Source organism: Coriobacteriia bacterium (assembly GCA_016649875.1).
Classification (GTDB): Bacteria; Actinomycetota; Coriobacteriia; order WRKU01; family JAENWW01; genus JAENWW01.
The window spans coordinates 1-25638 of the sequence record JAENWW010000002.1 but is presented as its reverse complement, the minus strand read 5'-3'; the positions used below and the strand labels follow the sequence as shown (position 1 = coordinate 25638).

Here is a 25638-nt window from a genome sequence, read left to right as displayed (position 1 = left end):
GACATGACGAAACTAACCCACATCGCCCAAGACGGCTCTGCAAAAATGGTCGATGTCGGAGACAAAGAAAGCACACAGCGCATCGCACGCGTATCAGGAAAGATATTTATGAATAAGGCGACGTATGACGCCGTTGTGGGCGCGCAGATAAAGAAGGGCGATGTCTTAGGCACCGCGCGAATCGCGGGCATTATGGCGGCCAAGAAGACGTCTGATTTGATTCCGCTCTGTCACCCGCTCGCGCTCACTTCCGTCGACGTTGATTTTGAGCCCATCGAGGACAGCGAAATCGCCACCTACGGTTTTTGCGTTAACAGCACGGCGCGCGTCACCGGTAAAACCGGCGTCGAGATGGAGGCCCTCACCGCGGCTTCGGTTGCATGTCTGACCATTTACGACATGTGCAAAGCTATGGATCGCGGTATGGAAATAAGTTCGATTATGCTTGAGGAAAAGCGCGGAGGCGCTAGTGGCATATTTTTAAAAGGAGAAGACAATGGGACAAGTAGTATCAGTTAACCTATCGGAAAAAAAGACCGTCCGAAAAAAGTGCTACACGTCGGGAGAACTGATTTTCGACCGAGGCTTTGAAGGCGACGCGCATGCGGGAGACTGGCACCGCCAGGTTTCGCTGTTAGCCACTGAGTCAATAAAAAAGATGCAGGACAAAGGGCTCGACGTGGGCGCGGGTGATTTTGCTGAAAACATCACGACCGAGGGCGTCGATTTGTTGGAGTGGCCGGTCGGCACACTGTTCTCCGTCGGCGAATCCATATTGGAACTGAGCCAGATTGGCAAGATCTGCCACAACAAGTGCGCCATTTACTACCAGGCTGGCGACTGCGTCATGCCGCGCGAAGGCATCTTCGCCGTCGTGAGAAAAGCCGCGAAGATTTCGGTTGGCGACGAGATCAAACTCATCAAGCTCGGCGATGGAACCTGCGACCGTACCCCGCGCATCCTGCTCTTTTCACTCATCACCGTTTCCGATACCCGCACGCTTGAAGACGATACGGCCGGAGCCGCGCTCGAAAAACTCGTACGCGAAAAGGGCCACAACATCGGTCCGCGCGTTATCGTTAAGGATGACCAAGCGGCAATCGAGGAGGCGCTCGTCGAGGCGGTCGACAATCTGAAAGCCGACATCGTCATCACCTGTGGAGGTACGGGAGTCAGCCTGCGCGACGTGACGCCTGAGGCGACGGCTAACGTTTGTAACAAAATGGCTCCGGGAATCTCTGAAGTAATCCGCGCGAAATCCTACGAGGTCACGCACCACGCGATTTTGTCGCGCGCTGTTTCAGGCCTGCGAGGAACATCGCTGATCATCAACTTCCCCGGCTCGAAGAAAGCGGCTATCGAGTCGTTCGGATTCATTCAGGATCAGTTCGAGCATGCGATTGAGATGGTCCACGGGTCAGGGCACTAAATGGCGCTCCTGCGAGGATCGACTTCATAAGACAAAAAATAATCCCCTTTCGGGGATTATTTTTTATGTGACGATGATTATTCCTATTTGGCTTTTAGAACAGCTTCTTCGAGCGGAAGCATAAGAAGCTCATTGGCGCGAAGGTCGCTTTTGACGGGCTCGAGTGATTCGAGCATGATCTTTTGCGTACCACCGCACTTCTTACACCGGTAGATACGTTTGTTCATATCTTTCTCGTCGAAATGAAAAGTAAGGTCTTCGGGGTTGGTGCTTCCGCACCGTGTGCACTTGATGCGGGGGTAATTCCAGCTCGAACCGCAGAACGAGCAGTGCAGCGCACGTGGTGACCCCTTCGCTGCGCCCTCATCTTTGAGAACTCCGATTGTCGTCGGGGATCCGCACACAGGGCAGTTGCCCGTTTTAAATCCCGGTTCTTTCGGGATTTCGATTTTTGAAGCGGCGTGCGTTGCGGTCGGCTCGAGTACCGTCACCACTGCAAGGCTGATATAGTGATAAGCCTCTGATTCTGCGGGGACATCAAGCTGTTTCGCAAGTTCATTTATTAACTGTTCAGGCTCGGTAAAAAGCGACTCGAGCATCTTTTCGGAAAGACTCAGTTCGCCTTCGTCGTATTTCACGCGCAACTCGGTAAGCTTTTTGCTTACCTCTGTAAGCTCTTTAACATATAAGCCGATGTAAGCAAGGGAAGATTCAACATTATCAAGGACGTACTTCTGGGTGAGGCTGGGTGCTTCAAGAGAAAATGCGACCGTTCCGTTCTTCATCGCCTCGGTAAGTTTTTCGGGCTCTGCAGGAGTCCAGTCAACAGGTTCGATCGATTCCTCGAGATCCCACAGACCGGTGAAAAATGAGACGTAAGGTTTTCCCAGTTCTTCAATGTTGTTTTCCAGAGCTTTTTTACTTTGAGAGAGATCCATTTTTCTCCTAAGGGTCTTTTCCTAGTGTGGGTAGCCCTTTCGTAAGGGCTACCCACAGGGCAGAAGGAAGTACAGACAAGCGTTATTTCTCTACGATGTTTTCTCCAGAAGCGATTTCCTCGTCAGCCCAGTGGCCCCAGTGATAAAGGGCGTCCGACTCGGTTACCAGGCCGTCTCCGAACATAACACGCGAAACGCGGTGATATGGTTGGAAGATGCCGCCACCGAGGAAAATATGAATCGGGAACATTATACCGATACCCAGGAAGCACAGGTCATGGCCGGCAAGCCAGATCTGATAGAGCTCGGGGGATACGATATTGGAGCCGGCCCAGAGAAGAATACCGGAAAGGGCGATGCCAAAGATGCAGAGGTACATCAAGATATCTGAAAAACGCTGTCCAGACTTGACGAACTGCTGCTTTGGCATGTGGTACTTCTTCGGATTGAGCATATAGGGGAAGAACAACTTCATGAACTCTTTGTCATCGTCATCCCACTTCATAAAGAGGTTGTGGAATGTATGCTTGAGGTTCGCCGGACGGATAATCCAGGAAATCGCCGGAATCATGATGAAGCAGACCGCGAAAATCCGGTGGATAATCGTTGCCGTTTTCAACGTGTCATAGCCGACAAGTCGTCCCAAGCCCGGGATAAAGAGAAGAAGTCCGGTAAGTCCGAGAACGACTCCTCCGACTGAGAAAGCCCAATGGTTTGCACGCGCGAATTTGTCGTGGCGTTTAATGTACTTAGTCATTATTCTCCTCCCCTCTCCTGTTTGGATGCTTCTGCAGCAGTATCGCCGATACCATCCTTGGCCAAAGGCTCGTCGTGATCGATAGGAACGCCCTTATCGTAGGTGGTTCCCGTCTTTGGATCGTAGGACAGGTCTTCAGGACCATGCTCAGCGCCGCGTCCCCTAAACCATGCGAGGGCAGAAAATCCTGCGACGGCGAGCGCGCCGATTCCGGTAATCGGTTTCATGTACTTTGAAGCAAGCGTGAGAGCGCTTACCTTTGGATCCTCCGGCAGGCCAGCCGCCTTCGCTCCGTAAGGGAGAACCTGGATAACATGCAGGCCGCCCATTTCCTTGATGCCGTAAACAACCGCATCCGGCTTGGTCGGCTTGATTTCCTCAACCCGAGCTTTTGCCCGAGCGATCAATTCATAACGATCGCCGAAGTCGAGCGCGCCGGTCGGGCAGGTGCTAACGCAGGCCGGCCTTTTTCCGTTTTCGATACGGTCCAAGCACATCCAGCATTTCCGTGTTTTGTTATCGCGCTCACGGAGCTTCGGTACGCTGAAGGGGCATGCGGCAACGCAATACTCGCAGCCGATGCAGAGCTCCTTGTCGATAACGACGGCTCCCTGAGGAGTTTTGTGGCAGGCGCCTGAAGGGCAGACGCTTACGCAAGCGGCGTCAGTGCAGTGCTGGCAGGAGACGCGTCCAAACGCCCAACGGAAGTCACCTTTTGAATCCTCGCCCTCATCAAAACCGATGTGGAGCCAGGTGTCTCCGCTGTTGTTCGGGGGGTATTCAAATGAATCGCTGAACTTAACATCCTCAGTACTCAACGCAGAAGGAAGCTGGTTCCACTGCTTGCAGGCAACCTGACATCCTTTGCAGGCCGTACACTTTGATGCATCGTAATAAATCGCAACATCTTTAGCTTCTATAGTCATTTGAATCACCCCGCCTTCCTGATATCGACAAGAAACGCTTTCGATTCAGGAATAGATGAATTCGGATCGCCGAAATTCGGCGTGAGCGAGTTCGCGCTTTCGCCGGTGGCGATTCCGAGTTTGCCCCAATGCCAAGGCATGGTTATCTCATAAACAGTTTTACCGCTGAGTTTGAACGGCTTGAGGCGCTTCGTTACCATCGCTTTTACAACGATCTTTCCGCGATTGTTGAATACCTCGACTTCATCGCCGCTTTTAATGCCCTTTTCCTTAGCTAATTCTTCAGGAATTTCGACGAACATGAATGGCATCGCCTCTGCGAGCCACGGGCTGTTTCGCGTAAAGTTACCTGTCTGCCAATGCTCGACAACACGAATAGTCGAGCAGACAATCGGATACTTGGACGCATCGCCTTTTTTGGCTGAATCGAAAACCATCGCGAGCGGGTTGGACTCGGTCTTTGACAGCTTGTTCTTAACGGGGGACTCGACCGGTTCGTAATGCTCGGTAAACGGGCCTTCTTTCATACCCGCGGCGAAGAGTCGTCCGACAAGTTCGGTGTTCATAAAGAACGCCGTGCACTTCTCCGGTGGGATACCGATGAAGGTGCCGTCAGGCTGGGACTTTTGGAATCCGAAGTCGGGGACATCGTTGCGATCCCAGTTGCCTACCTTGGTGTTCCACTCGACCAACATACGTTTCGGGTTGCGGGCTTTACCGGTGTCTTTAAAGGTAGACGCGCGGTTGTAAAGAACGCGACGGTTCATCGGCCACGCCCATGCCCACTGCGGGAACTGGTTTAAGCCGCCCGTGCCGTTTGCCAGGGTGGCGTCGCTCGAATCGCGCGCGCCGCATGGCTGATCGGCTGGGTTATCCGAGTCGTTGTTGTTGAAGGAACCGGAGTAAATCCAGTTCATGCAAGCGGTTGAGCCATCGGCGGTGAGAGAAACCAAGTTGGGGATCTTCTTATTATCGACCGTGGTGTAACCGTTTATCGCGTGGGCGACTTTGCGAGAACTGAACTCTCCGTTCTCATCGAGGTAATCCCAGCTCGTCTTGAGAATAGGATCGGGGAACGCGCCTCCTTCGGTTGAGTAGAGACCTTTCAGCTCTTCGTGGAGCAAGGTTATGATCTCGCCATCGTCCTTTGACTCTCCCAAAGGCTCAATAGCCTTGTAGCGCCACTGGACCAAGCGACCCGAATTGGAAACGGTGCCTTCTTTTTCGATGTGCGAGCATGCGGGGAGGAGGAACACCTCGGTGTTAATGCTTGCAGGATCGGGAGCATCTTCGCCGGCGGTAATCGGGAGCTTCCAAAAGCCGGCGGTATCGGTCTCCATAAGGTCGGTGCAAACCAGCCAGTCAAGTTTTGAGATGGCTTTCCTTGTGAAGTTACCGTTAGGTCCGCCGAGCGCGGGGTTTTGGCCCCAGCAGAAGAGCCCCTTGATGGTTCCCTCGTTCATGGCCTCGAACAAAGGCATCCACGAATAGTTCTTCGGCTCGATCTTCGGCAACAGGTCGTAGCAATAGTCATTGCTTGCCGTTGCGTTTGCGCCGTAGAATTCGCGGAGCATTGCGACTATGAACTTCGCCCTGTTCGTTGAATAACCGGCAGCCGTTGTCTCAACAGAGAGATAGTCGCTGAGTGTCGGGTGCTTGGCTGCAGCGGGTACGCTGAGATAACCGGGGAGGTTATTGAAGAGAAGAGCCCAGTCGGTTGAACCCTGGACGTTTCCTTCTCCACGCAACGCATTGATTCCGCCACCGGCGATACCCATGTTACCGAGTAAGAGCTGGATGATTGAGAGTCCGCGGATGTTCTGAGAACCAATTGTGTGCTGGGTGAGTCCCATAGCGTACACGAAGGTAGCTGAACGATCATCGGTGCAGGTGCTCGCGACAACCTTAGCTAATTCCTCGAACTGCTCCTTGGTCATACCGACGACATCCTCGACCATCTGAGGGGTGTAACGCTCATAGTGCTTCTTCATCAACTGGAATACGCACTGAGGATCTTGCAGGGTCGGGTCTTGCTTTACGGTAGGAATCTTCGGGGTGGTGAATTTCGGAACATTCTTGCCCTTGGTCCATGCGAACGCACCGGTTGCTGAAGTGTCCCAATCGGCCAGCGAAGCTACCTGATATGCCCACTGTGTAGTGTCATACGAAAATTTACCGTCCTTTTCAGTCCAGCCAGCGAACATACCGTCTTCAAAGTTGTAACCGGGATTGATGAGGTAAGACGCGTTCGTATACGACTTAACGTACTCCTCGTTTACGAGGTTGTTCTGAAGCAGGTAGTTTGTGATCGCACCGAAGAGCGCGATATCCGTGCCTGAACGAAGCGGATAGTATTTGTCAGCGACCGCCGCACTTTTCGTGTAACGAGGATCGATAACGATAAAAGTTGCTCCATGCTCACGTGCTTTCAAGATGTGACGCAAGGTAGCAGGGTGGTTCTCGGCAGGGTTAGCACCACAAGCGACAATGACGTCTGAATTGGCCATGTCGGTAAAGTGGTTGGTCATCGCGCCGCGCCCAAATGAGTTTCCAAGACCGGAAACAGATGAGCTGTGTCAAATACGGGCTTGATGCTCGATGTAGACGATACCGAGAGAACGCGCGAGTTTTGCGAGAACAGCGCATTCCTCGTTGTCAAGGGCGGCTCCTCCGAGCCATCCTATGGCGTTTGTGCGGTTCACCGTTACGCCGCTTTCATTTTTTGTTTCAAAAGTTTTGTCGCGAAGGCTCTTGGTTCTTTTCGCAATTTCTTGAATCGCTTTTTGCCAAGAAATTTCCTTCCATTCGGAAGAACCCTTCGCACGATACATCGGTGTTGTGAGCCTTGCAGGGTTCGGCTTTACTGCCCCTGTCTTCGGGTCATAGATATTCACAACATTGAATTGTGCCATGCCCTTTGCGCACATACCACCTTGGTTAATCGGGTGATCGGGATCACCCTCAAAGTTAACGAGTTTCCCGTCAACAACTGAACAGATACCGCCACAACCAACAGAACAATAACAACAGATGGTGGTTGTTTCGGTGGCCCCCTTAATTCTCAATGCAAGAGGCTTGTACGCTTCAGCAGCGAAACCGGAATCAGCAGAGATTAGTCCACCAACCGTGCCCGCCGCGAAAGCAGCACCAAAGCCTGATACTTTGAGAAAGTCTCTACGGGAGATATTATCCATAGTTCACCTCTCTCTTAACTCACTTAAAAGAATCGACTGAAACAAGTTCTTTGCTTGTCAGGCTGCTCCTTTCTCGCAATATTCAGTTATCGGTATCCCTGTGAATTCAGTTATCGGTATCCCTGTGAAGGAATGGCGCGACGTCGGGCACAAGATAGGTTTAGGGTAGCATATATATCTGAGTTGGCGTGAACTTAATTGTGGAACCTCCTTAGTGCCGTTCCCTGCGCGCCATCGGAAATTTAGCGGTCGTTCTCTGCGCGCCATCGGAAATTTTTGGTAAATTATGAACAATTGCTATATCGTTTGATGTATCGATTGTTCATAAAAGGAGACTTGCATGACACGTAAAATCTATATGGACGAGGCTACTACGTCGTGGCCGAAAAGCAAAGCCACGATTGACGCGTTAGCTCAAAGCGCCGATGTTCTCGGGAGCTCTTCGCGTGGGCTTCCTTCGCTCGCCGATAGAGAACTTGCCCACGCGCGCAGTGTGGTAGCTCATTATTTTTCGTGCGACTCAGCCGATAATTTCATTTTCGTTCCGGGCGCGACGTACGGAACTAATCTTGTGCTTAAAGGTTACTTAAAACCGGGCGACAAAGTGCTCGTGAGCATTTCGGAGCACAACGCTGTTTTGCGTCCGCTTGCCGAGCTTGCGGCTTGCGGAGTCGAGGTCGAGTGGCTGGCGTCGGATGCAGCGGGACGCGTAGATGTTTCCGAGTTGGAGCAGTCTCTCGCTCATGACGACAGGGCGGCGGCGATTATCTGCCAGCATGGCTCTAACGTTACCGGTTTGCTCCAACCCGTGGAGGAGATTTGCGCATTGGGGAATAAGCACGGCATCCCCGTTATCGTGGACGGCGCACAGGCCGGTGGTCACATCCCCGTCAACCTCGCGACACTGAACCCTGCCGCCTGGATTTGCTCAGGTCACAAGGGTCTGCGCGGCGTTAAAGGCATCGGCGTTCTGTATTTGCGAGAAGATTTCAAGCCGCAGCCCCTCATTACGGGGGGCACGGGTTTTGGCGATGAGTCGGTCCCCCCGCTGGAAAGGCCGACATCTTATGAAGCGGGGACCGAGCCGCTGCCGGCCATCATGGCGTTGAGGGCAGCCCTTGAAAACGAGAATCGTTCGCTCGAAGAGATCGAGCGTGAAGAAGCTGAGAGAACGAAGGCGCTTATCGAGGGAATCGGCGGTATCGAGGGGATACGCGTTCTCGGAGCGGGGGGCGGTCGTCGTTTGCCGATTGTTTCGGTAACCTCGGATCGTCATTCACCCGATGAACTCGCTTTTATGTTGTCACGCAAGTACGGGATTGCAACACGTCCCGGTATTCATTGCGCTCCGAAGTTGCATAAACACCTCGAGACGTTTCAATCGGGGGGAGCGGTGCGGTTCAGTTTTTCACACGAAACGTCATTCGAGGATATCGAATCGACAATCCGAGCGCTCACTGAAATTTTTCGCTAGCCGCCACGAACGCGGAGGCCGGGAAGGTCCGCAGGCACGTTACAAGCCACGGGACGAAGTCCTGCGGCCGCTCCCTCATCAGGATATCCAAGTGCTTCGGGTCGAAGAAGGCTATTTCGGACACCTCGGCAGGATTGGGAGAGAGGTCGCCGCAGGTGCGACCTGCAAACACGTGGCAAAGCTCATGCTCGCATCCGATGCCCTGATACTGGGCTCTGTACACGAAGTGTCCAAGCGAGTTGAGTTCCGCCGCGCAACCCACCTCCTCTTGCAGGTGTCTACGGGCAGCTTCCAAGATATCTTCCCCCGGCCTCGGATGACCTGCGCAGGTGTCTGCCCAGTAGAGCGGCCACAGCAGCTTGTGCTCGCTTCGTCGGCACAACACCAGCCGGCCGGCCTCGTCGATGAGCAGCACCATAAACGCTCGGTGCAGGCTGCAGTCGAGCCCGTGGGCGGCGATTCGCGAAACGGGTCCTACCTCGTTGTCGTCTCGGTCCACGCAGATCACTTCCTCATCTCGGCGCCATGCGGCGGTCGTGGTGCCTGAGACCGCAGGCTCGGTGGGCGGTTCGTTTCGTGCCGTCATGCACCCTGACCTTTCTCCTGTTGAGGCGCGGTGTCGCTCAAGGTCAATTTGTGACCCATCCTGTCTCTCTTGGTGCGCAGGTATTGGTAGTCCTCGGGGCACGCCTCGATCTCGAGCGGGACCTGCTCCGTGATGGTGAGGCCATAGCCTTCGATCCCAACGATCTTGCTCGGATTGTTGGTCATCAACCGGATAGATCTGAGACCCAGGTCGACGAGGATCTGCGCGCCGATACTGTAGTCGCGGAGGTCGGCGGGGAAGCCGAGTTCTTCGTTGGCCTCGACCGTGTCGTAGCCGTGCTCCTGCAATTCGTAGGCCTTCAGTTTGTTGGACAGACCGATGCCACGGCCCTCATGCCCGACGATATAGAGGACCACGCCCTCGCCTTGGGCCTGCACTCGCTTCATCGCCTCGTCGAGTTGGGCACCGCAGTCGCAACGCAGCGAGTGCAGGACGTCCCCGGTGAGGCACTCCGAGTGAACGCGGACGAGCACATTCTCTTTGCCGGCGACGTCACCGACGACAAGGGCGACATGGGTCTGATCGTCCACACGGCTCGTGTAGCCGTACGCGGTGAACTCACCGAAGCGCGTGGGCAGATTGACCGTTGACGTGCGGTCGACGAGCTTCTCAGTGCGCCGCCGGTAGCCGATGAGATCGGCCACGGTGATCATCTTGAGGCCGTGCTCCTGCGTAAAGGCCTCGAGTTGAGGACGACGGGCCATCGTGCCGTCGGAATTGAGGATCTCACAGATGACTCCGGCAGGGATCAGGCCGGCGAGGCGCGCGAGATCGATGGCGGCCTCCGTGTGCCCTGCGCGCTCAAGCACGCCGCCGGAGCGGGCCTTGAGCGGGAACACGTGCCCGGGCATCGAAATGTCCTCAGGACGCGTGGCCGGGTCGATTGCGGCGAGCACCGTGTTACAGCGGTCGGCGGACGAGATGCCGGTCGTGATCTTGCCGGCCCCGATCGCGACGTGGAAAGCGGTGCCCTGCTCCGAGGTGTTCGTCTCGGTCATCGGCGGGATCTTGAGTTCCGCCAGGCGCTCCCCCGTCAGCGGGAGGCACACGAGACCGCGACCCTGGGTGATCATGAAGTTGATGGCGTCGGGAGTAGCCTTGGACGCGGCCATGACGAGGTCGCCCTCGTTCTCGCGATCCTCATCATCGACCACCACGAGCATGCGGCCGGCAGCGATGTCGGCGAGCCCCTCCTTGATTGTTGAAAACGGCGAGCTGGGGATCACAGCGCTCACACACCCTTCTTCGGTATCGAGATGTACACACGATGCGGGGCTCCCGGACCGGGAGCCCCGCTGCGATAATGCCTCGAGGGGACCCCCGAGCCGCTCCGGTGCTGCTACTTCTTCTCGAACAGCGACGGCGCCCACTTGGCGGGGTCGACGTCCATGAACTCGGCGCGCTTGAACTTGTCCTTCAGCTTAAACGGCACCGTACAGTCGAAGATTGTCTTGCACGAGATACCCTTGTCGCGGAGCGCCGGGTTGTACTCGGGGCTCTGAGACGGGTCCAGCGGGTGACAGCGCACGCCGGGGATGAAGATCGTGTCGATGTCGCCCTGGTACCGGGTGTTCAGCGACCACATCACATCGTTGCTGTCGAACGGGTCGACGTCCTCGTCGACGAGCACCACGTGCTTGAGCTCCGAGAACGCTGAGAACGCGAGCAGGGCGGCCTGACGCTGGCGCCCCTCGTCGCTCGGCACCGTCTTCTTGAACTGCATGACGGCCATGTACTTTCCGCCACCGGACGAGTGCGAGTAGACGTTGAGCAGACGTCCGGGCATGGCCCGCTCGACCATGCTGAGGATGCTTGCCTCGGTCGGGATGCCCGCGAGATTGACGTGCTCCTCGCTAGGGCCGATCACGGTCTGCATGATCGGGTTGGTGCGATGCGTGATGGCCGTGACTTTGATGACGGGCAGCTCGGCGACGGCGCCGCCGGTGTAGCCCGGGAACTCGGGCATGGCCTTGCCGGTGTTGGTGTTCTGGTCCTCACGGACACGCACGCCGGGGATGAGCTCGCCCTCGATGACGTACTCGGCATTCGCGATGGCCTTCTCGTCGATCGTCAGGCACTGGACCAGTTCCACAGCACGCTTGCGGATGGCTCCGGCGATGCTCAGCTCGTTGAATCCGAGCGGGGTCGTCGGCGGCTCGAAGCACGCGGCGATCTCGGCCGCGGGATCGACGCCGATGCTGATGGAGATCGGGAGCGCCTTGCCGGCCTTCTCGGCCTTCTCGCGGAAGACCGTCAGGTGACGGGCGCCCGGGACGAAGTACATCGAGATCTCGTCGGCGCTTTGCAGGCACAGCCGGTGGATCGTCACGTCGGACTCGCCCGTCTCCGGGTCGGAGGCGTAGCACATGCCCATCGTCACGTAGGGGCCGGCGTCCTCGGTCGTGTTCGTGGGCGCGGGAAGCAGCTTCCGGATGTCGAACCCGGGCTCGGTCGCAAGATGCACCACTTCCTGACACAGGGCCTTGTCCGCGCCGACCGTGATCGGTGCGATCGCGTTGGCGACGGCATCCTTGAGCAGGAAGCCGAGGCGCTTCGGGTCGCAGCCGAGCATGATGCCGACGCGCTCGCGGCTCGCGAGCACCCCGATGGCGACGCGCGCGCCTTCGTGACCCTTGACGTTATTGAATACCATCATGGGGCCGATGCGTGTGGGTCGCATGACGGTGCCGCCGGCTCCCACGTGGCGGTACACACCGGACAGCTCGGCGTTCGGATCGACTAGGACATCGGTCTCGAGCAGCTGGCCCGGATGCGACTTCAGGAGCTCCAGGATGGAGCGGAAGTCGGTGTCGGAGTTGGTGTTGTTCTCAGCCATAAAACCCTCCTTCGTGTTGGTGTTGTTCTCAGTCATCAAGCCCTCCTTCGGACGGTTCGCCCATCTCGCTTGCTATGCGGCGCTTCACATCCGCGAGCACCGCGATGTAGTTCTCGTTGAGTAGCCGGATATCGTCGGCGGTGGCGCCGTCCACGTGGAGGCCCGCCGCCACGTTCACGCGACAGCCGAACTCCGTGGCCAACTCGAGGGCGGCCGCTCGTGCAAGCCCGTCCTCCTTGTGACCGGTGACGCACAGGACGCTCGCCGACGCGGACGGAGCCGAGTTGTCGGCCAGGCTCGGCCGGGGGATCCCCAAAGCAACCGCCCCGATGTGATGGGCTTCCCCGCCACCGAAGCAGACCGAGACGTCGGGACCGCAGAACACAATCGCAGCCTCAACACGATGAGGGGCCTCGCCATGACCGACAGCTATGAGCTTCATCAGATATCAGCACCTTCCCACGGCACGAACTTGTCGTGCTCGAGGCCGAAGAACCGCAGGACCTTGCCCACGACATGGTCTATCTGATCCTCGAGGGTCACGGGGCCGTTGTAGAACGTGAGCATGGGCGGGACGATGACGCAACCCAGGTCGGCCGCCGTCGCCATGTTGCGAAGGTGAACCTTGCCGAACGGCATCTCCCGAGGCACCAGCACGACCCTGCGCTCTTCCTTCAGGCACACGTCGACCGCACGCACGAGCAGGTTGGCAGCGTAACCGGCCGAGATGCCCGCGAGCGTCTTCATGGAGCACGGGATGACGATCATGCCATCGGTCTTGAACGACCCGCTCGAGATGCAAGCGGCGAGGTTCGCGTCGTCATGGACCACGTCGGCGAGCGCGTAGAGGTCGTCCAGCGACTTGTCGCATTCGAGCGCCCACGTCTTGTGAGCTCCCGCGGTCACGACGAGGTGGACCTCGACATCCTCGTGCTGCTTGAGGGCGGACAGCAGGTAGTAGCCCATCACCACACCGCTCGCACCCGATACTCCAACGATAATCCGCATGATCGTCACTCCCAATCTAGTCGTGCAATGCCCGGAATGTCAGCCTTTGTGGAGGAAACCGGTGAACGTCCACCACGGGATCTCGACGCCCATCGTCACGATGAACACGCCGAGCGTGAGAGGCAGTCCGAGACGGAGCGTCTCCTTCTGCGTGTAGCCGCCCGTGTCCTCGGCGGCGCCGACGAGCATGTTGAGGTGCTGGAACGGCAGCAAGTAGTGCGACGCGATCGCCGTGTAGACGAGCAGCGTCGGAACCAGCGGGTTGAGGCCCATGGCCTGCGAGAAGACGAGAATCGCCGGTACGGCGACGCCCATGACCGCGATGACGCTGCCGAGCAGCATGTGGATCACGATGGCGATGATGGTGACGACCGCCGCGAACAGGAACAAGTTCGTCGGGGCGGTGGATGGCAGCAACGTGTGGGCGATCCACGCGTTCATGCCAGTGGCGCCACCGACGGTGCCGATCGCGATGGCCGCGGTCAGGAAGATGAGCACCTGCATCGGGACCTGGGCCCAGTCCTTCGGCTTCAGGATGTTGCCGATGATCGGCATGCTCATGAGCATCGCGATAATCAGGGTGACCCAACCGATGTCGATGCCGTGCACGCTGTTCGTCATCCACAGGGTGATGGCGATGGTGAGCCAGACGATGGTGCGGATCTCAATGCCGCTCAGCTTGCCCAGACCCGCGATCTTGTCGCGGATCTCATCCTTGTTGATGGTGACCTCTTGCGAGGGCTTGAAGAGCACGAGGATGAGCAGGCAGGTGATGACGCTGGCGACGATGGCGGGGATGCCCATCTGGATGAACCAGCCGACCCAACTGAGCTCGACGCCGGAAGCCGCGATGGCCAGCGGGTTGATGACGGAGTCGCCCGTCAGGAAGATCAGCGAGACCGGCACCGACGCCGCGAAGACGGTCAGACCGATCTTAATCGCATCCACCCGCGGGATTTTCGAGCTGGAGATGACGACTGCCATGACCGACATGATCAGGAAAGCGCGCGGCCAGGGATGCGGGATGAGCAGGCTCAGCCCGAAGGTCAGGATGAAGATACCGACGATGATGCTCCGATACGACTTCACGAACCGCAGCATATAGTTGTAGGCGATGCGCTCGCCCAACCCCGACGTCTTGACCGCTGTCGCGATCAGGTAGGCGCCGATGACGAGCCACATGGTCGTGCCGGTCCATGACTTGAACACGACGGCCGCCGTTGCGACCGCGGACGGGACGGCCTTGGCCGTCGCTGTAGCCGCGATGCCCGGGATGACCTTGAAGATGACCAGCAGCGCCAAGAACACACCTGAAGTGTAGCCGGGCTGTGTGATCTGGAACGCCCACCAGACGACGGTCATGAGCGTGAGGGCCAGAGTGATGTGCCCACCCGTGCTCAGTGCCGCGGCGGGGATCGGAATAAGCCAGATGACAGCGGCGACAAGGATTCCGAGCACGAAGCCGATCTCACGCTTCGTGATTAAATGCTTGATCTGTTCCACTTTTTCTCCTTCTTGTTGTTGGCCGATGCACGGACACTCCCCGTGTCGTACGCACCGGGTTTGAGGTGAACACACCGGACGGACGGTCCGCGGAAACTGCGGTGCAGCTCCCCCGGACCGGCTCCGAAGTCTAGATGTCGAGCGGCGGAATCGGCGGAATGACTCCGAGCCCCGCGATCATATCGTCGGTGAGCTTGAACTTCTCAATCACGACGGGCGTCTCTGTCGAGCGCCAGGAGTACCAGCAGTTCTCACACACGAAGACCTCCCAGACATCCCCCACCGGGGACTTGACCATCGTCCGGGTTTTCTCGCTGTCACAGCGCGGACACTTCATGTAGTACCTCCTTAAGTCTTATCGTTCGTTTCGCTACACAGGATGCTTCCAGCGCAGCCGGGCCGGACTATTTGTCTTCAATGGCCTTCTGCAGGTCGCGGATGATGGTCATGTACTTCTCGGTGTCCACCGGGTCCTTGAGCAGCTCGACCGTGCGGGGGTTGGGCTCCGGAGGAACAGGAGTGGTGGCGTCGATGATCATCTTGGTGGTCATGCCGGCTGGGTAGCTCGACGGATCGAGCGGCATCCCGGCGGCGTTTTCGATGAGCGTGACGTCCTTCGAAGGCTGGACGCGCGTGGTCAGCGCCCACATGACCTGCTCGAGATTGAACGGGTCGACGAACTCGTCGACGATGATCACAATCTTGGAGTACGGCATGCCATGTGGCGTGGAGAGCAGGCGCATGGCGACACCTTTGGCGTAGCCGCCATAGCGGCATTTGGTGGAGATGATAACGCCGATGCCGTGGCTGTACATGGCGTTCACGGCGACGACCTCGGGAAAGCTCTCTTTGATCTGCTTGTAGAGCGGCACGCTGGTGTTGAGAGCCATCAGGTAGTCGATCTCGGTCCAGGGCATGCCCAGGTAGAGGTTCTCGAAGATCGGGTCGGTGCGGTACGTGACGTGGGTGATCTGTACCTCGCACTGCAGACGGGCGCCTGAGTAGGAACCCGGGAACTCGCCGAACGGACCTTCGACGACGCGAGCGCGAGGGATGATGTAGCCCTCAAGCACGACCTCGGCGCCGGCCGGGACGAACAGGTGCGGTGCGGTGTCGGCCTTGACGATGTCGGTCGGGACGCCGTCCTGCAGCGCGCCAACGAACTCGTACTCGTTCTGGCTGTAGCCCACAGGGGTCGAGGCCATGAACGTCACGAGCGGCGTGTTGCCCAGGGAGATAGCGATCGGCAGACGCTCGTTCTTGCGCTCGGCCTTCTCAAGCTGGACCGCGATGTCGTGCATAGCCAGCGCCTGGATGCCGAGACGATCCTTGTCCTTGACCTGGATGCGATAGGTGCCGACGTTCTGCTTGTTGAAGTCGTCGGGGAACTCCGGGTCGCCGGAGACGACGGACGCCTTCGAGAGGAAGAAGCCACCGTCCTGTTCGTTGATGCGGTAGAGCGGCAGAATCTCGAAGAGGTTGATATCCTCCGACATAGTGTTCTGCTTGCACGGCGCCTCATCACGGGAGACGACGTTGGGAGGGACCGGGAACTTGTCCCAGCGACGGTTGAGTTCCTCGAACTGCGCCTTTGTGGAGGTATCCTTGGGCATGCCCATCATGAGTGCATGGTTCTGCCACGAGCCGTGGACATTCGTGACGACCTGGCCCTTGTAGCCCTTGATCTTCTCGAAGAGGACCGCGGGGCCGTTCGGAACGCGCGATGCGGCACGACCCGCAGCGCCGATATCCGGCTCGGGGTCGACCTCCTCCTTCACACGAACCAACTGGCCCTCCTCTTCGAGGGTCGCCAAGAACTCCCGTAAATCCTTGTAGGTCTTTGCCATCTGAACTCCTTTCTCAGTGCATCTAATTAATCGCTTGCGGGATCCCGGATACTGCGTCCCGCGCGGCCAGAGATGATGCCACCGGGTTACGCAGGCATCCGAACGCACTTCGACTGTGGCCTCCCCCACGCGCTTGTGCAATTCGGTCTGAGCGTTCCGGGTTGCCGATTGCGAAAGACCCCTGTTGGCAGACCGCGGCCATGAGCAGGAGGGAAAGACGGGTTGCCTCGATGGAAACGCGCAGGCCCGCAGCCGCCGGATGTCGGCCCTGCGCGAGTGTAAAATAATTGGTATCATTTGTGCAGTGCACGGTCGATGACCGCGCGCAAGGCCCCCGCCCACAGGACGGCGCCGGCCCCCAACAGAGGGATTCGCCTATGAACTTCGCGCAACTCAAATACTTCCTCGCGGTCACGCGCTTCAGGAGTTTCTGCCATGCCGCCGAGAGCGCCTACGTGTCGCAGTCGGCCCTCTCCAAGCAGATCAAGGCGATGGAGGAGGAGCTCGGCACCGAGTTGTTCGTCCGGGGTTCGGCCGGCGTCTCCCTGACCCCGGCCGGGGAGACGTTCCTCCAGTTTGCCAACAGCACCTCGACGAACTACGAGAACGTCATCATGCGGCTGGCGCAGTACAGCGATTCCGCCCAGCTCAGAGTACGTGTGGGGGCACTTCCGCTCACGAGCGCCTATGACCTCGTCACGGACCTCGCGGACTTTCAGGCCGATAACCTCGGCGTCCAGGTTGACCTCTGCGAGCGCAACCAGGAGGAGATTCTCAAGAGGCTCGAGTTGCACCGCCTCGACATCGCGATCCTGCGGACTGACCTGGTCTCACCCGACGAGTACGACTGCATCCCGCTCATCCGCGACGAGATCGTGATCGTGTGCTCGAACCAGCATCCTCTCGCCCGCCAGCAGCGCGTCTCAATCGAGGAGCTCAAGGACGCGCGCTTTGTGATGCTCAATGAGCACTCGGGCGTCTACATCGCGTTCGCCGAGGAATGCGGCAAGCACGACTTCTTCCCGAACGTCACGTTCACTCACACGCGCCACGAACCCCTCATCGCCGCCGTGGCGCGGAACATCGGGATCACCGCGCTCCCCCGCGGGCTGACGCACGGCGGGAACGAGTCGTCGATCACCTGCGTCCCGCTCCGCGAACCGCTCTACACCGTGATCGGGCTCGTGATTCCCAAGGACCGCGCCCTCACCGCGCCCGCGCAGCGGCTGGTCGAGCACTTCTCCTCGAGGTACATGACCCCGCTGGAGACGTGGACGCGGAAGCCCACGCCGATTCACAAGTCGACTGAGAAGTAATTCTGTAAGTAAGAGAGCAAAAGGTTCCAATAGAAACGCCCGCCCCTCGTCATCGGGGGGCGGGCGTCTTCATGTCATTATCTGGCGGAGGAGGAGGAGTTTGAACCCTCGCTACGGGGGTTGCCCGTAGAACGGTTTTCAAAGAGGATTATCGGTACGGATTCACGCTGTCAAACCAGCCTCACCGAGAGTCTCGATCAACTCTCCAACCAACGCTGCGCATGAACTGGCAATCACGTCGGCTGGTTCCGCCGGCGCAGCCGCCTCACCAGCCATCAGACTGGCAGGGCTATCAGGGTCGCCGAAGAGTCTCGGAAGCGCGTCAATTGCCGTTTCAGTTACGTCCTTCGACAACTCGTTGCCTAAGAGCCGTCTGAGACCATCGACCAACTCCTCAATCTTCACCGCACGAAGTAGCCGCAGCACATCGAGAGCATCTTTGTACTTTCGTCTGTCGCGACCAGTCGCTGCTTGATTTTCTCGCTCATTAAGCTTAATGACCTTTGCGACCAACAGTGAGGCCGAACCCGCCACCTTTATCTCGAACGAACGATTATCGGCTGGGTCAAACGAGGAGATGGTGTGGATCTCGCAGTCAACCAGACAGCCTTCAATCCCAGACACTTTGAGCACTGAGCCCAGTTCCTGACCCTCGATCCTTGCTGCGCGTCTACCGCCACCTCCCAGTACCGCGGGAACTAGAAGATCCACTTTCACTACAGCTGACACGCCGGATATCACCCGCAGGGATGACCAGGTGCCAACAGGAATCCCGCTTCCGTTCTCCTCACGGAAGAACCCAGCTTCTCTCATAGCCACAGCCAATACAGGGTCTTCGACGAGCCACGAAGGATCAAAAGCGACGTCCGCATCCGTGGTGGATTCAGCAACCGCAAGACCGGCATTCCCGGTATGCAGGTAGATTGCCTGCGCCCCGACAAGCACCACGGCTACCCGCTGAGGGCCAAACGCCTCTAGGGCATCCAGTAGCGCTTGACGCGCAACGACATATTCTTGGCTAAGTTCTCCAGACATTCTCGTTCCTTCTCATCCAGTCCAAGAGCTCCTCAGCCTCTGATGGATTGCGACCCGAGCCCGTAAGCAGATCAACAACCGCTTGGCTGGGAGCGACGTACCGCACCCCTTCATCAATCCTCACTCTATCGAAGACGAAGTCACCTCTGGGTACCAAAAGCATTACATTCGCGCCCGTTTCGGCTGGCACCAGCCCCAGGGAGTCGGCAGCAGTTGCTGCATCGTCGACAAAAGCGACCCCCAACCTTGCAGGAGCCACAGGTGCCAGTCGTGCCGCAGCGAGGGAGCCCGTTACCGCATAGCGCATACCGGTTGGGAGTGTCTGCAACCGCGAAAGGAAATTTCCGAGTCCGCGAGGGTCGAGATACATGTAATACCTATTCGAACCGATCATTGAGTAATCGCGAGACCATGCCCTGAGCAACCCGTTCCAATCGACCTGCTGAACGCCCCCCCGCGAACTCCGCTGAACCAAATCCTCGCGTCCAAGAAGATTGAGCACACGGGAAACATTCCCGGGGTCCGTCTTTGCAAATTCAGCAATCTGTCGGACTCCCAAGGGCAGGCGGAGATCCACCAGAGTGCGCACAATCTTGGCCGTCTTGATTCCACGCAGAGACCGCATCGGTCGAGATGACTTGTCGGGGTCCTTCGAAGCTCCCTGCGTACGTATGCAAACAACAGGTTTTTCGATAGTCACATAACTGTTGCCCGTGAAGTCCAGGTAGTTGAGGTCGCTATCGCGTAGCTTCTCACGAGTGCGTTCGCTCAAGTAGGGTGCCGCCACAAGAAATTCCCCCATTGGTTTTTCCATCGCTGACGAGTCGACCCACGACCGCATCTGTTCAACCACACGAGGCACGACGGCTGGCTCCAGTCGACGCATAATCTTGACGAATATCCTTATGCGCCGGCTGTCAGGGGTTTGGACCTCCAACACAGCGTCGGGACCTCGCTGATTCTCAACCCGCCCAAGAAGGCAAACTCGCCACGTGTGGGGTAGCTGTTCCTGCAGCCGTTTCTGCACCTCGATCGGTGTTGGGGTGTTGTCTGGATATGCCGTGTTGTTCATCATGCACAATAGTATAAATCCAGACAACAAAACCGTCAAGCGCCCCCATTTTCCTAGTGTGTTGTCTCGAAATTATATGTTGCGCAATCCGCACAACACCATTGTTTGAGGCAACAACCACCTTGCCTACCAGCCCACAAAACCGAATGGGATCCCCCTCACCCATGAAAACCCTAATCGCCTCAGACCTAACGATGACGCGTGCCTTATATCCATTGGGAGTGAGTGTCATTCTGGATGTCTTCATAAGTCAGCGAAAGTAGGAACGATTTACAATATGCAAGTTTCCTAACATACAAAAAGCAAGCAAACCGACTTACAAAAAGCAACTAGAGCGGCATATCACAAAAAGTGTTGGCACAGCATTTGCGTATCATGGGGACGGAAAGGTGACACAGATCGAACCATATTTTGACGTAAAAATGCATGAATGACATGACAGTATATGATGGCATATAAAAAGAAAACTGCAGGCCCGGAAAGCGCCTGACAGTATAAAAAATCGCTGGCGGAGGAGGAGGGATTCGAACCCTCGCTACGGGGGTTGCCCGTAGAACGGTTTTCGAGACCGCCGCATTCAACCACTCTGCCACCCCTCCGCATGGGGCAACACCTTGCTCGTGTTTGCGTTCATTATGATAGCAGAAGATGGGTGAGCCGACTTCAAAAAACCGAAAGCCCGCAGAAATCGATACTCGCATGAACAGCATCCGGCAGGTGAGAACCGCGCCGTAAATGACCATACACGAAAAATGCAACTTATATTACCAACTTCCCCCCGCAAGACCCGGCTAAATCCGTTACCCTGAAACAATACAAACTGACACTATGACTCAATGCGCCACATATATCGGAGGAAACATGAGCGATTATCAACGAGATACCCTATGCGTCCAAGCGGGTTGGCACCCTGCCAACGGAGAACCGCGCGTACTTCCGATTTATCAGAGCACGACGTTCAAGTACGATTCGACCGAGCAGATGGGCCGCCTCTTCGATTTGGAAGAAAGCGGATACTTTTACACGCGCCTCCAAAACCCCACAAACGATGCAGTCGCAGAAAAAATCGCAGAGCTCGAAGGCGGTGTCGCGGCGATGCTCACCTCTTCCGGACAGGCTGCGAACTTTTTCGCGACGTTCAACCTTTGCAGTGCCGGAGACCACATCGTGTCCGCCGCTTCGATTTACGGCGGAACATTCAACCTGTTCGGCGTGACCATGAAAAAGATGGGCATCGACGTCACGTTCGTCGACTCCGATGCGCCTCTCGAGGAACTCCGCAAGGCTATCCGCCCAAACACCAAATGTGTGTTCGGAGAAACCGTCGCAAACCCCTCGCTGACGGTACTCGACATTGAAAAGTTCGCGACGCTCGCCCATGAAGCCGGCGTTCCGCTCATCGTTGACAATACGTTCCCCACGCCCATCAATTGTCGCCCGTTTGAGTGGGGCGCCGATATCGTCACGCACTCCACCACCAAATATATGGATGGGCACGCCAGCGCGGTCGGCGGCGCGATAGTCGACAGCGGCAATTTCGATTGGGATGCCCACGCCGATAAGTTCCCCGGTCTCACCGAGCCCGACGAGAGTTATCACGGCGTAACCTATACCGAACGTTTCGGCAAGGGCGCCTATATCACCAAGGCGACCGTTCAGGTTATGCGCGACCTCGGTTCGACTCAGGCTCCGCAAAATGCGTTCCTCCTCAACCTCGGGTTGGAAACATTGTCGCTTCGAATGCAGAGGCATTGCGCAAATGCTTTGGAGGTGGCGCAGTGGTTGAAAAACCGCGATGACATCGAACTCGTGAACTTCCCGGGACTACCCGGCGACCGTTACTACGAACTCGCACGAAAGTACATGCCGAACGGCACGTGCGGTGTCATCTCCTTTGAAATCAAGGGTGGACGAGCAGTGGCCGTGAAGTTCATGGATTCACTCAAGCTTGCGGCGATCGTGACACACGTGGCCGATGCTCGGACGTGCGTACTCCACCCCGCGAGCCATACGCACCGCCAGCTCAACGACGAACAACTCCGTGCTTGCGGCGTAACTCCCGGGATGATTCGCTTTTCGGTCGGCATCGAAGATCCGAGAGACATCATCGCCGATTTGGAGCAAGCACTTTCTTAAAGAATGGACTGAAGTTTTATGCCTGTAAAAATAAAAGACGGTTTACCCGCGGTAGACGTTCTCGCAAAAGAGAACGTCTTCGTGATGACTGATAAACGTGCATCGAAACAAGATATCCGACCGCTGAAAATAGTGGTTCTCAATCTGATGCCGACGAAAGAAACGACCGAGACTCAGATCTTGCGCGTGCTGGGCAACTCGCCGCTCCAAGTCGAGGTGACGTTCCTGCACACCGCGACCTACAAACCGACGCATAGCGACCCGATGCATCTGCATGTGTTTTACAACACATTCGATAACATCAAGGAGCAAAAGTTCGACGGCTTGATAATCACGGGAGCGCCGGTCGAGCACCTCGCTTTCAACGAGGTCGAATACTGGGATGAGCTGGTCGAGATCATGAACTGGGCGGATGAGAACGTCTACTCCACCCTCCACATCTGTTGGGCCGCTCAAGCCGGGCTTTACCACTATTACGGTATCGATAAGCGCACGCTCAGCGAGAAAGTCTTCGGTATCTTCTCGCACACGGTCACCGACGACAAGAACAAGCTCACACGTGGGTTCGACGACACATTCAATGCTCCCCACTCGCGTCACACAACCGTGCTCTACCAAGACATCATCGACTGCGCAGAGATAGAACTTCTCGCCTACTCCGATGAGGCCGGGGCATTTCTCATGGCTTCGAAGGACGGCAGGCGTGTGTTCGTAACCGGTCACAGCGAGTACGATGCCGACACGTTGAAACTCGAGTACGAGCGCGACAAGGCGGCAGGCCTCGACATTGAGACTCCTCACAATTATTTCCCTGACGACGATCCCCAACGCGAGCCGAAAATGACGTGGAGAGCGCATGCCAGTCTGCTGTTCAGCAATTGGGTAAACTATTGTGTATATCAAGAAACGCCTTATGACCTCGACGAGTTGGCGACCCGTGAAAAAATCAAAGCGGCGAGCAACGCCTGAAACTGCCGATATCTGAACTACAACTTCATTCGTTGTCACTCACGTCGGATTCCGCAGACAATGTCTGCTGAATTTGCTTTGCACCCTGTTCGAGTGCGACAAAGTGGTCGAAGTCACTCTCGAACAGGCGGTCTTGTATGATGCGGTATTTTTCAAACGGTCGGCGTCCATAGCCCACCCCTGAGTGGTGTAGTCTTTGACTATGGCATTAGCCCACTTACGGAATTGAACGGCATGTTCGTTATTCACTTTGAAGCCGACTGTGATTATCATTTGCAGGTTGTAGTGCTCAACCTCGCGTGAGCCCTCGTTTTGAACTATAAAGTATTTCTTTATAGTTGCCCCCCGGTCAAGCTCGCTGTCGGCGAAAATTTTCTTGATATGCTGACCGACGTTCTGAATACTGACATCGTATAGCACAGACATCATTTTCTGCGTCAACTATATGTTCTCGTCCTCGTAACGCATTTCGACACTCTGCTCGTTAGCGCCTGTCGCCGCGACGAATGTCAGGTACTCAGCTGCGCTGGAACGAACTGTGATTTCGTTCTTTTTCTTCTTCGCCATACTATACTTTCACTGGCGCGGATATCCCGAATCTCTTCGAGCAAGTCATCAAAATAGCGCGTACTGAACCGCGAGCCATATTTGAATCGGTCATCGTCGATTGCAAATCCTTTTTGAATATACTGATGCAGAATGTTCGTTGCCCATTGGCGGAACTGTGTGCCACGTTCGGAATTGACGCGATAGCCGACCGCAATGATCGCTTCTAACGAATAGCAATGAACGGTTCTTGCGACCTCTCGTTCACCCTCTTTTTGAACTACCGAGAATTCCTCGGTAGTTGCGGTTTCATCCAATTCGTGTTCTGCATAAATGTTTTTAAGATGCAGCGATATATTGTCGGCGGCACAGCCAAACACAATACACACAGGGGCACAATGGGCCCGCTCTGACACCTCCGAAAACACCAAAATCATTCCGGACTATAACTAGGGCCCGCCTATGCATTCAAGCGTCTACGCGAGCTTCAAAATGAAGGCAACATCGTAAAGATTTGGCCCGTGGTACCCGACGCTCGTGGCAAGCGCTTGAATCCACAAACAGGTGGCCGACTCGTACGCACGTTCACAACAACGAACGATGTGCCACGCATCACAATCATGTCACTGCGACACAGCTTTGCTACGGCCGCCGTACGTTCTGGGATGAATGTTGCTAGTGTCAGCAAATGGCTTGGCCACTGCGACGTTACAACAACTCTGAATAAGTACGTGCGTCCGCTGCTCACCAACTTGCACGATGATGTGGCAATTATCGATAAAGGGTATGAAGCGGCAGCTGGCAGTTAACTCTTATATAAACAAAAAACAGGCTGACATCACAAACTCATAATGCCACCCTGCAAAACAGTAATCTGTTTTTTTATGTGCTCTTATTATCCGTATTTGGGAACCACTTGTCAATGACAGTTTTTATAAAGAGAAAGCTGGTGCTAATGGTTTCATTTTTTTCATAATAATCTATATTTCTAAACATCCTAGTAGTAACCAATTGCAGACTTCGGCTCACATGTTGCTGTACCCCGTCACTTGCAACAAAGTATGTATGAGCAAACAATAATGTCACTATATGTTGAATCTTTGTATTACTCATTTTCTTTATGCGCGAATCTGGCGTTAGCCCAACTTTAGCCAATGCCCGCGTAACTAAATCATGGGTTTTGAAGGGCGGCTTACCTGGGCTCAAATCATTAATCACGCAGCTATTATGCGCTGCGGCATTTCGCAAACTTTTCACCCCAAGTAATAAAAAATGTTCACTTTTTAAACTGTCGCTGTCGAATCTTTTCCAGCAAAATCTATAGAAATGGACTAACGTTCCAAACGATATTATCTCCAAAAAAGCCCATACGGGATAGTTGCCAGAAAATTTAGTCGCGATGCCGCCGCAATAACAGCTATCTTCTTGTCGCTTCAAACCGCCAATTAGTATATTTTTGCTCGTATCGTCAAGACTATTAATGTAGTCTTTGACAATCGAGTACCCGTCTTCCCCTTTGTCACTTATTAGTTTTAAGAGCCGCACTTTCGCAAAATGCTCAACATCAAGAGTCATATGTAACAGCAAGTAACGTAGTTCCATATCGATAATGGCAAGATCCTGCAATTTCCCAAAATCTAAATCAATATATTTCCCTTTATTTTTACCTTCGAGATATTTTTCGAATCCCGTTCGATATGCACGCAGCTTAAAGTAATTATTATTTTTTGAAAGATACTGTAGCGCATCTTTTTCGGAACAAATATAGAAATTCACATTCTTACTTCTAAGGTGTTTAATCTGCTCTTCGATATTTAGTATCGGACTATCAGCTTGCTCCATACATCCTCCCACAGAATCGTTTCAATGTATGAATGATAACACTGCTATGCAGAGACCTTGCCTCCTGCCCTTTTCCCGCCATTTGTGTCGCATCCTGCCCTCAAATGCCATTATTTCCGTTGACTTTAGGCAGTACTTGCAACTTTGACAAATAAAAAACAGCGCTTTGACCTGCGGTTATAAGCCGATTAAGTCAAAGCGCT

Annotated in this window: 23 protein-coding genes, 1 tRNA gene and 1 pseudogene; 7 read left to right on the top strand and 18 right to left on the bottom strand. The window is 55.8% G+C overall.

Features of this window, described 5'->3' with window-relative positions; all coding sequences use genetic code 11:
• Positions 1-3: 3 nt before the first annotated feature.
• Positions 4-519 carry a cyclic pyranopterin monophosphate synthase MoaC gene (gene moaC, locus JJE36_01160; GenBank protein ID MBK5210927.1) on the top strand — a complete coding sequence of 172 codons (516 nt, stop codon included), beginning with the start codon at positions 4-6 and terminating at the stop codon, positions 517-519.
• The gene (locus JJE36_01155; GenBank protein ID MBK5210926.1) at positions 497-1429 is read left to right on the top strand and encodes a molybdenum cofactor biosynthesis protein; all 933 of its coding nucleotides are present in this window, start codon (positions 497-499) and stop codon (positions 1427-1429) included. Before moaC ends, JJE36_01155 begins: the two co-directional genes overlap by 23 nt.
• A gap of 83 nt (positions 1430-1512) precedes the next feature.
• On the opposite strand, the gene JJE36_01150 is transcribed toward JJE36_01155, so the two are convergent.
• From JJE36_01150 to JJE36_01135, 4 genes are all read right to left on the bottom strand, one after another.
• Positions 1513-2367: a formate dehydrogenase accessory protein FdhE gene (locus tag JJE36_01150; GenBank protein ID MBK5210925.1), complete on the bottom strand. Its 855-nt coding sequence runs from the start codon at positions 2365-2367 to the stop codon at positions 1513-1515.
• An 82-nt stretch (positions 2368-2449) separates the two neighbouring features.
• A complete protein-coding gene (locus JJE36_01145) occupies positions 2450-3124 on the bottom strand; it encodes a cytochrome b/b6 domain-containing protein (protein ID MBK5210924.1) in 675 nt (224 codons plus the stop codon).
• The gene (locus tag JJE36_01140) at positions 3124-4050 is read right to left on the bottom strand and encodes a 4Fe-4S dicluster domain-containing protein (GenBank protein ID MBK5210923.1); all 927 of its coding nucleotides are present in this window, start codon (positions 4048-4050) and stop codon (positions 3124-3126) included. Before JJE36_01140 ends, JJE36_01145 begins: the two co-directional genes overlap by 1 nt.
• Positions 4051-4055: 5 nt before the next feature.
• Positions 4056-7244 carry a molybdopterin-dependent oxidoreductase gene (locus JJE36_01135; GenBank protein ID MBK5210922.1) on the bottom strand — a complete coding sequence of 1063 codons (3189 nt, stop codon included), beginning with the start codon at positions 7242-7244 and terminating at the stop codon, positions 4056-4058.
• A gap of 340 nt (positions 7245-7584) precedes the next feature.
• Here JJE36_01135 and JJE36_01130 point away from each other — a divergent pair, with 340 nt between their 5' ends.
• Positions 7585-8718, top strand: coding sequence for an aminotransferase class V-fold PLP-dependent enzyme (locus JJE36_01130; GenBank protein MBK5210921.1), 1134 nt, complete (start codon positions 7585-7587; stop codon positions 8716-8718).
• On the opposite strand, the gene idi is transcribed toward JJE36_01130, so the two are convergent.
• The 8 genes from idi to JJE36_01090 all read right to left on the bottom strand — a co-directional run bounded on the left by idi (position 8699) and on the right by JJE36_01090 (position 16519).
• The gene (gene idi, locus JJE36_01125; GenBank protein ID MBK5210920.1) at positions 8699-9304 is read right to left on the bottom strand and encodes an isopentenyl-diphosphate Delta-isomerase; all 606 of its coding nucleotides are present in this window, start codon (positions 9302-9304) and stop codon (positions 8699-8701) included. The two genes, JJE36_01130 and idi, sit on opposite strands and share 20 nt — an antisense overlap.
• The gene (locus tag JJE36_01120; protein ID MBK5210919.1) at positions 9301-10548 is read right to left on the bottom strand and encodes a bifunctional 3,4-dihydroxy-2-butanone-4-phosphate synthase/GTP cyclohydrolase II; all 1248 of its coding nucleotides are present in this window, start codon (positions 10546-10548) and stop codon (positions 9301-9303) included. Before JJE36_01120 ends, idi begins: the two co-directional genes overlap by 4 nt.
• A gap of 116 nt (positions 10549-10664) precedes the next feature.
• The gene (locus tag JJE36_01115; protein ID MBK5210918.1) at positions 10665-12161 is read right to left on the bottom strand and encodes a UbiD family decarboxylase; all 1497 of its coding nucleotides are present in this window, start codon (positions 12159-12161) and stop codon (positions 10665-10667) included.
• A 28-nt stretch (positions 12162-12189) separates the two neighbouring features.
• Positions 12190-12603 (bottom strand): hypothetical protein, encoded by a 414-nt coding sequence (locus JJE36_01110; protein MBK5210917.1) that lies wholly within the window; start codon positions 12601-12603, stop codon positions 12190-12192.
• On the bottom strand, positions 12603-13172 hold the full coding sequence (locus tag JJE36_01105; protein MBK5210916.1) for a UbiX family flavin prenyltransferase: 570 nt from the start codon (positions 13170-13172) through the stop codon (positions 12603-12605). Before JJE36_01105 ends, JJE36_01110 begins: the two co-directional genes overlap by 1 nt.
• A gap of 36 nt (positions 13173-13208) precedes the next feature.
• Positions 13209-14651 (bottom strand): anion permease, encoded by a 1443-nt coding sequence (locus JJE36_01100; protein ID MBK5210915.1) that lies wholly within the window; start codon positions 14649-14651, stop codon positions 13209-13211.
• Positions 14652-14802: 151 nt separating this feature from the next.
• Positions 14803-15009 carry a vanillic acid non-oxidative decarboxylation protein gene (locus JJE36_01095; protein ID MBK5210914.1) on the bottom strand — a complete coding sequence of 69 codons (207 nt, stop codon included), beginning with the start codon at positions 15007-15009 and terminating at the stop codon, positions 14803-14805.
• A 67-nt stretch (positions 15010-15076) separates the two neighbouring features.
• A complete protein-coding gene (locus JJE36_01090; protein MBK5210913.1) occupies positions 15077-16519 on the bottom strand; it encodes a UbiD family decarboxylase in 1443 nt (480 codons plus the stop codon).
• 377 nt (positions 16520-16896) lie between these two features.
• Between JJE36_01090 and JJE36_01085 the strand changes: the two genes are divergently transcribed.
• A complete protein-coding gene (locus JJE36_01085) occupies positions 16897-17835 on the top strand; it encodes a LysR family transcriptional regulator (protein ID MBK5210912.1) in 939 nt (312 codons plus the stop codon).
• A 162-nt stretch (positions 17836-17997) separates the two neighbouring features.
• Here the strand turns inward: JJE36_01085 and JJE36_01080 are convergent, their stop codons facing one another.
• The 3 genes from JJE36_01080 to JJE36_01070 all read right to left on the bottom strand — a co-directional run bounded on the left by JJE36_01080 (position 17998) and on the right by JJE36_01070 (position 20541).
• Positions 17998-18870, bottom strand: coding sequence for a hypothetical protein (locus tag JJE36_01080; protein MBK5210911.1), 873 nt, complete (start codon positions 18868-18870; stop codon positions 17998-18000).
• The gene (locus JJE36_01075) at positions 18854-19672 is read right to left on the bottom strand and encodes a hypothetical protein (GenBank protein ID MBK5210910.1); all 819 of its coding nucleotides are present in this window, start codon (positions 19670-19672) and stop codon (positions 18854-18856) included. The genes JJE36_01080 and JJE36_01075 overlap by 17 nt, the downstream gene beginning before the upstream one ends.
• Positions 19673-20448: 776 nt before the next feature.
• Positions 20449-20541: transfer RNA gene (locus JJE36_01070), tRNA-Ser, on the bottom strand.
• 262 nt (positions 20542-20803) lie between these two features.
• On the opposite strand from JJE36_01070, the gene JJE36_01065 reads away from it, so the two are divergent.
• Together JJE36_01065 and metA are read left to right on the top strand one after the other, a co-directional pair.
• Positions 20804-22078 (top strand): O-acetylhomoserine aminocarboxypropyltransferase/cysteine synthase, encoded by a 1275-nt coding sequence (locus JJE36_01065; GenBank protein MBK5210909.1) that lies wholly within the window; start codon positions 20804-20806, stop codon positions 22076-22078.
• 18 nt (positions 22079-22096) lie between these two features.
• Entirely contained in the window at positions 22097-23047 is a 951-nt protein-coding gene (metA, locus tag JJE36_01060) for a homoserine O-succinyltransferase (protein MBK5210908.1), read from the top strand.
• A 39-nt stretch (positions 23048-23086) separates the two neighbouring features.
• Here metA and JJE36_01055 read toward each other — a convergent pair.
• Together JJE36_01055 and JJE36_01050 are read right to left on the bottom strand one after the other, a co-directional pair.
• Positions 23087-23614, bottom strand: a pseudogene (locus JJE36_01055) (virulence RhuM family protein).
• Complete coding sequence (locus JJE36_01050; protein MBK5210907.1) at positions 23557-24030, bottom strand: virulence RhuM family protein; 474 nt, start codon at positions 24028-24030, stop codon at positions 23557-23559. Before JJE36_01050 ends, JJE36_01055 begins: the two are co-directional and overlap by 58 nt.
• 111 nt (positions 24031-24141) lie before the next feature.
• On the opposite strand from JJE36_01050, the gene JJE36_01045 reads away from it, so the two are divergent.
• Positions 24142-24402, top strand: coding sequence for a tyrosine-type recombinase/integrase (locus tag JJE36_01045; GenBank protein ID MBK5210906.1), 261 nt, complete (start codon positions 24142-24144; stop codon positions 24400-24402).
• Positions 24403-24475: 73 nt separating this feature from the next.
• Here the strand turns inward: JJE36_01045 and JJE36_01040 are convergent, their stop codons facing one another.
• Positions 24476-25435 carry an Abi family protein gene (locus JJE36_01040; protein ID MBK5210905.1) on the bottom strand — a complete coding sequence of 320 codons (960 nt, stop codon included), beginning with the start codon at positions 25433-25435 and terminating at the stop codon, positions 24476-24478.
• Between the last annotated feature and the right edge of the window lie 203 nt (positions 25436-25638).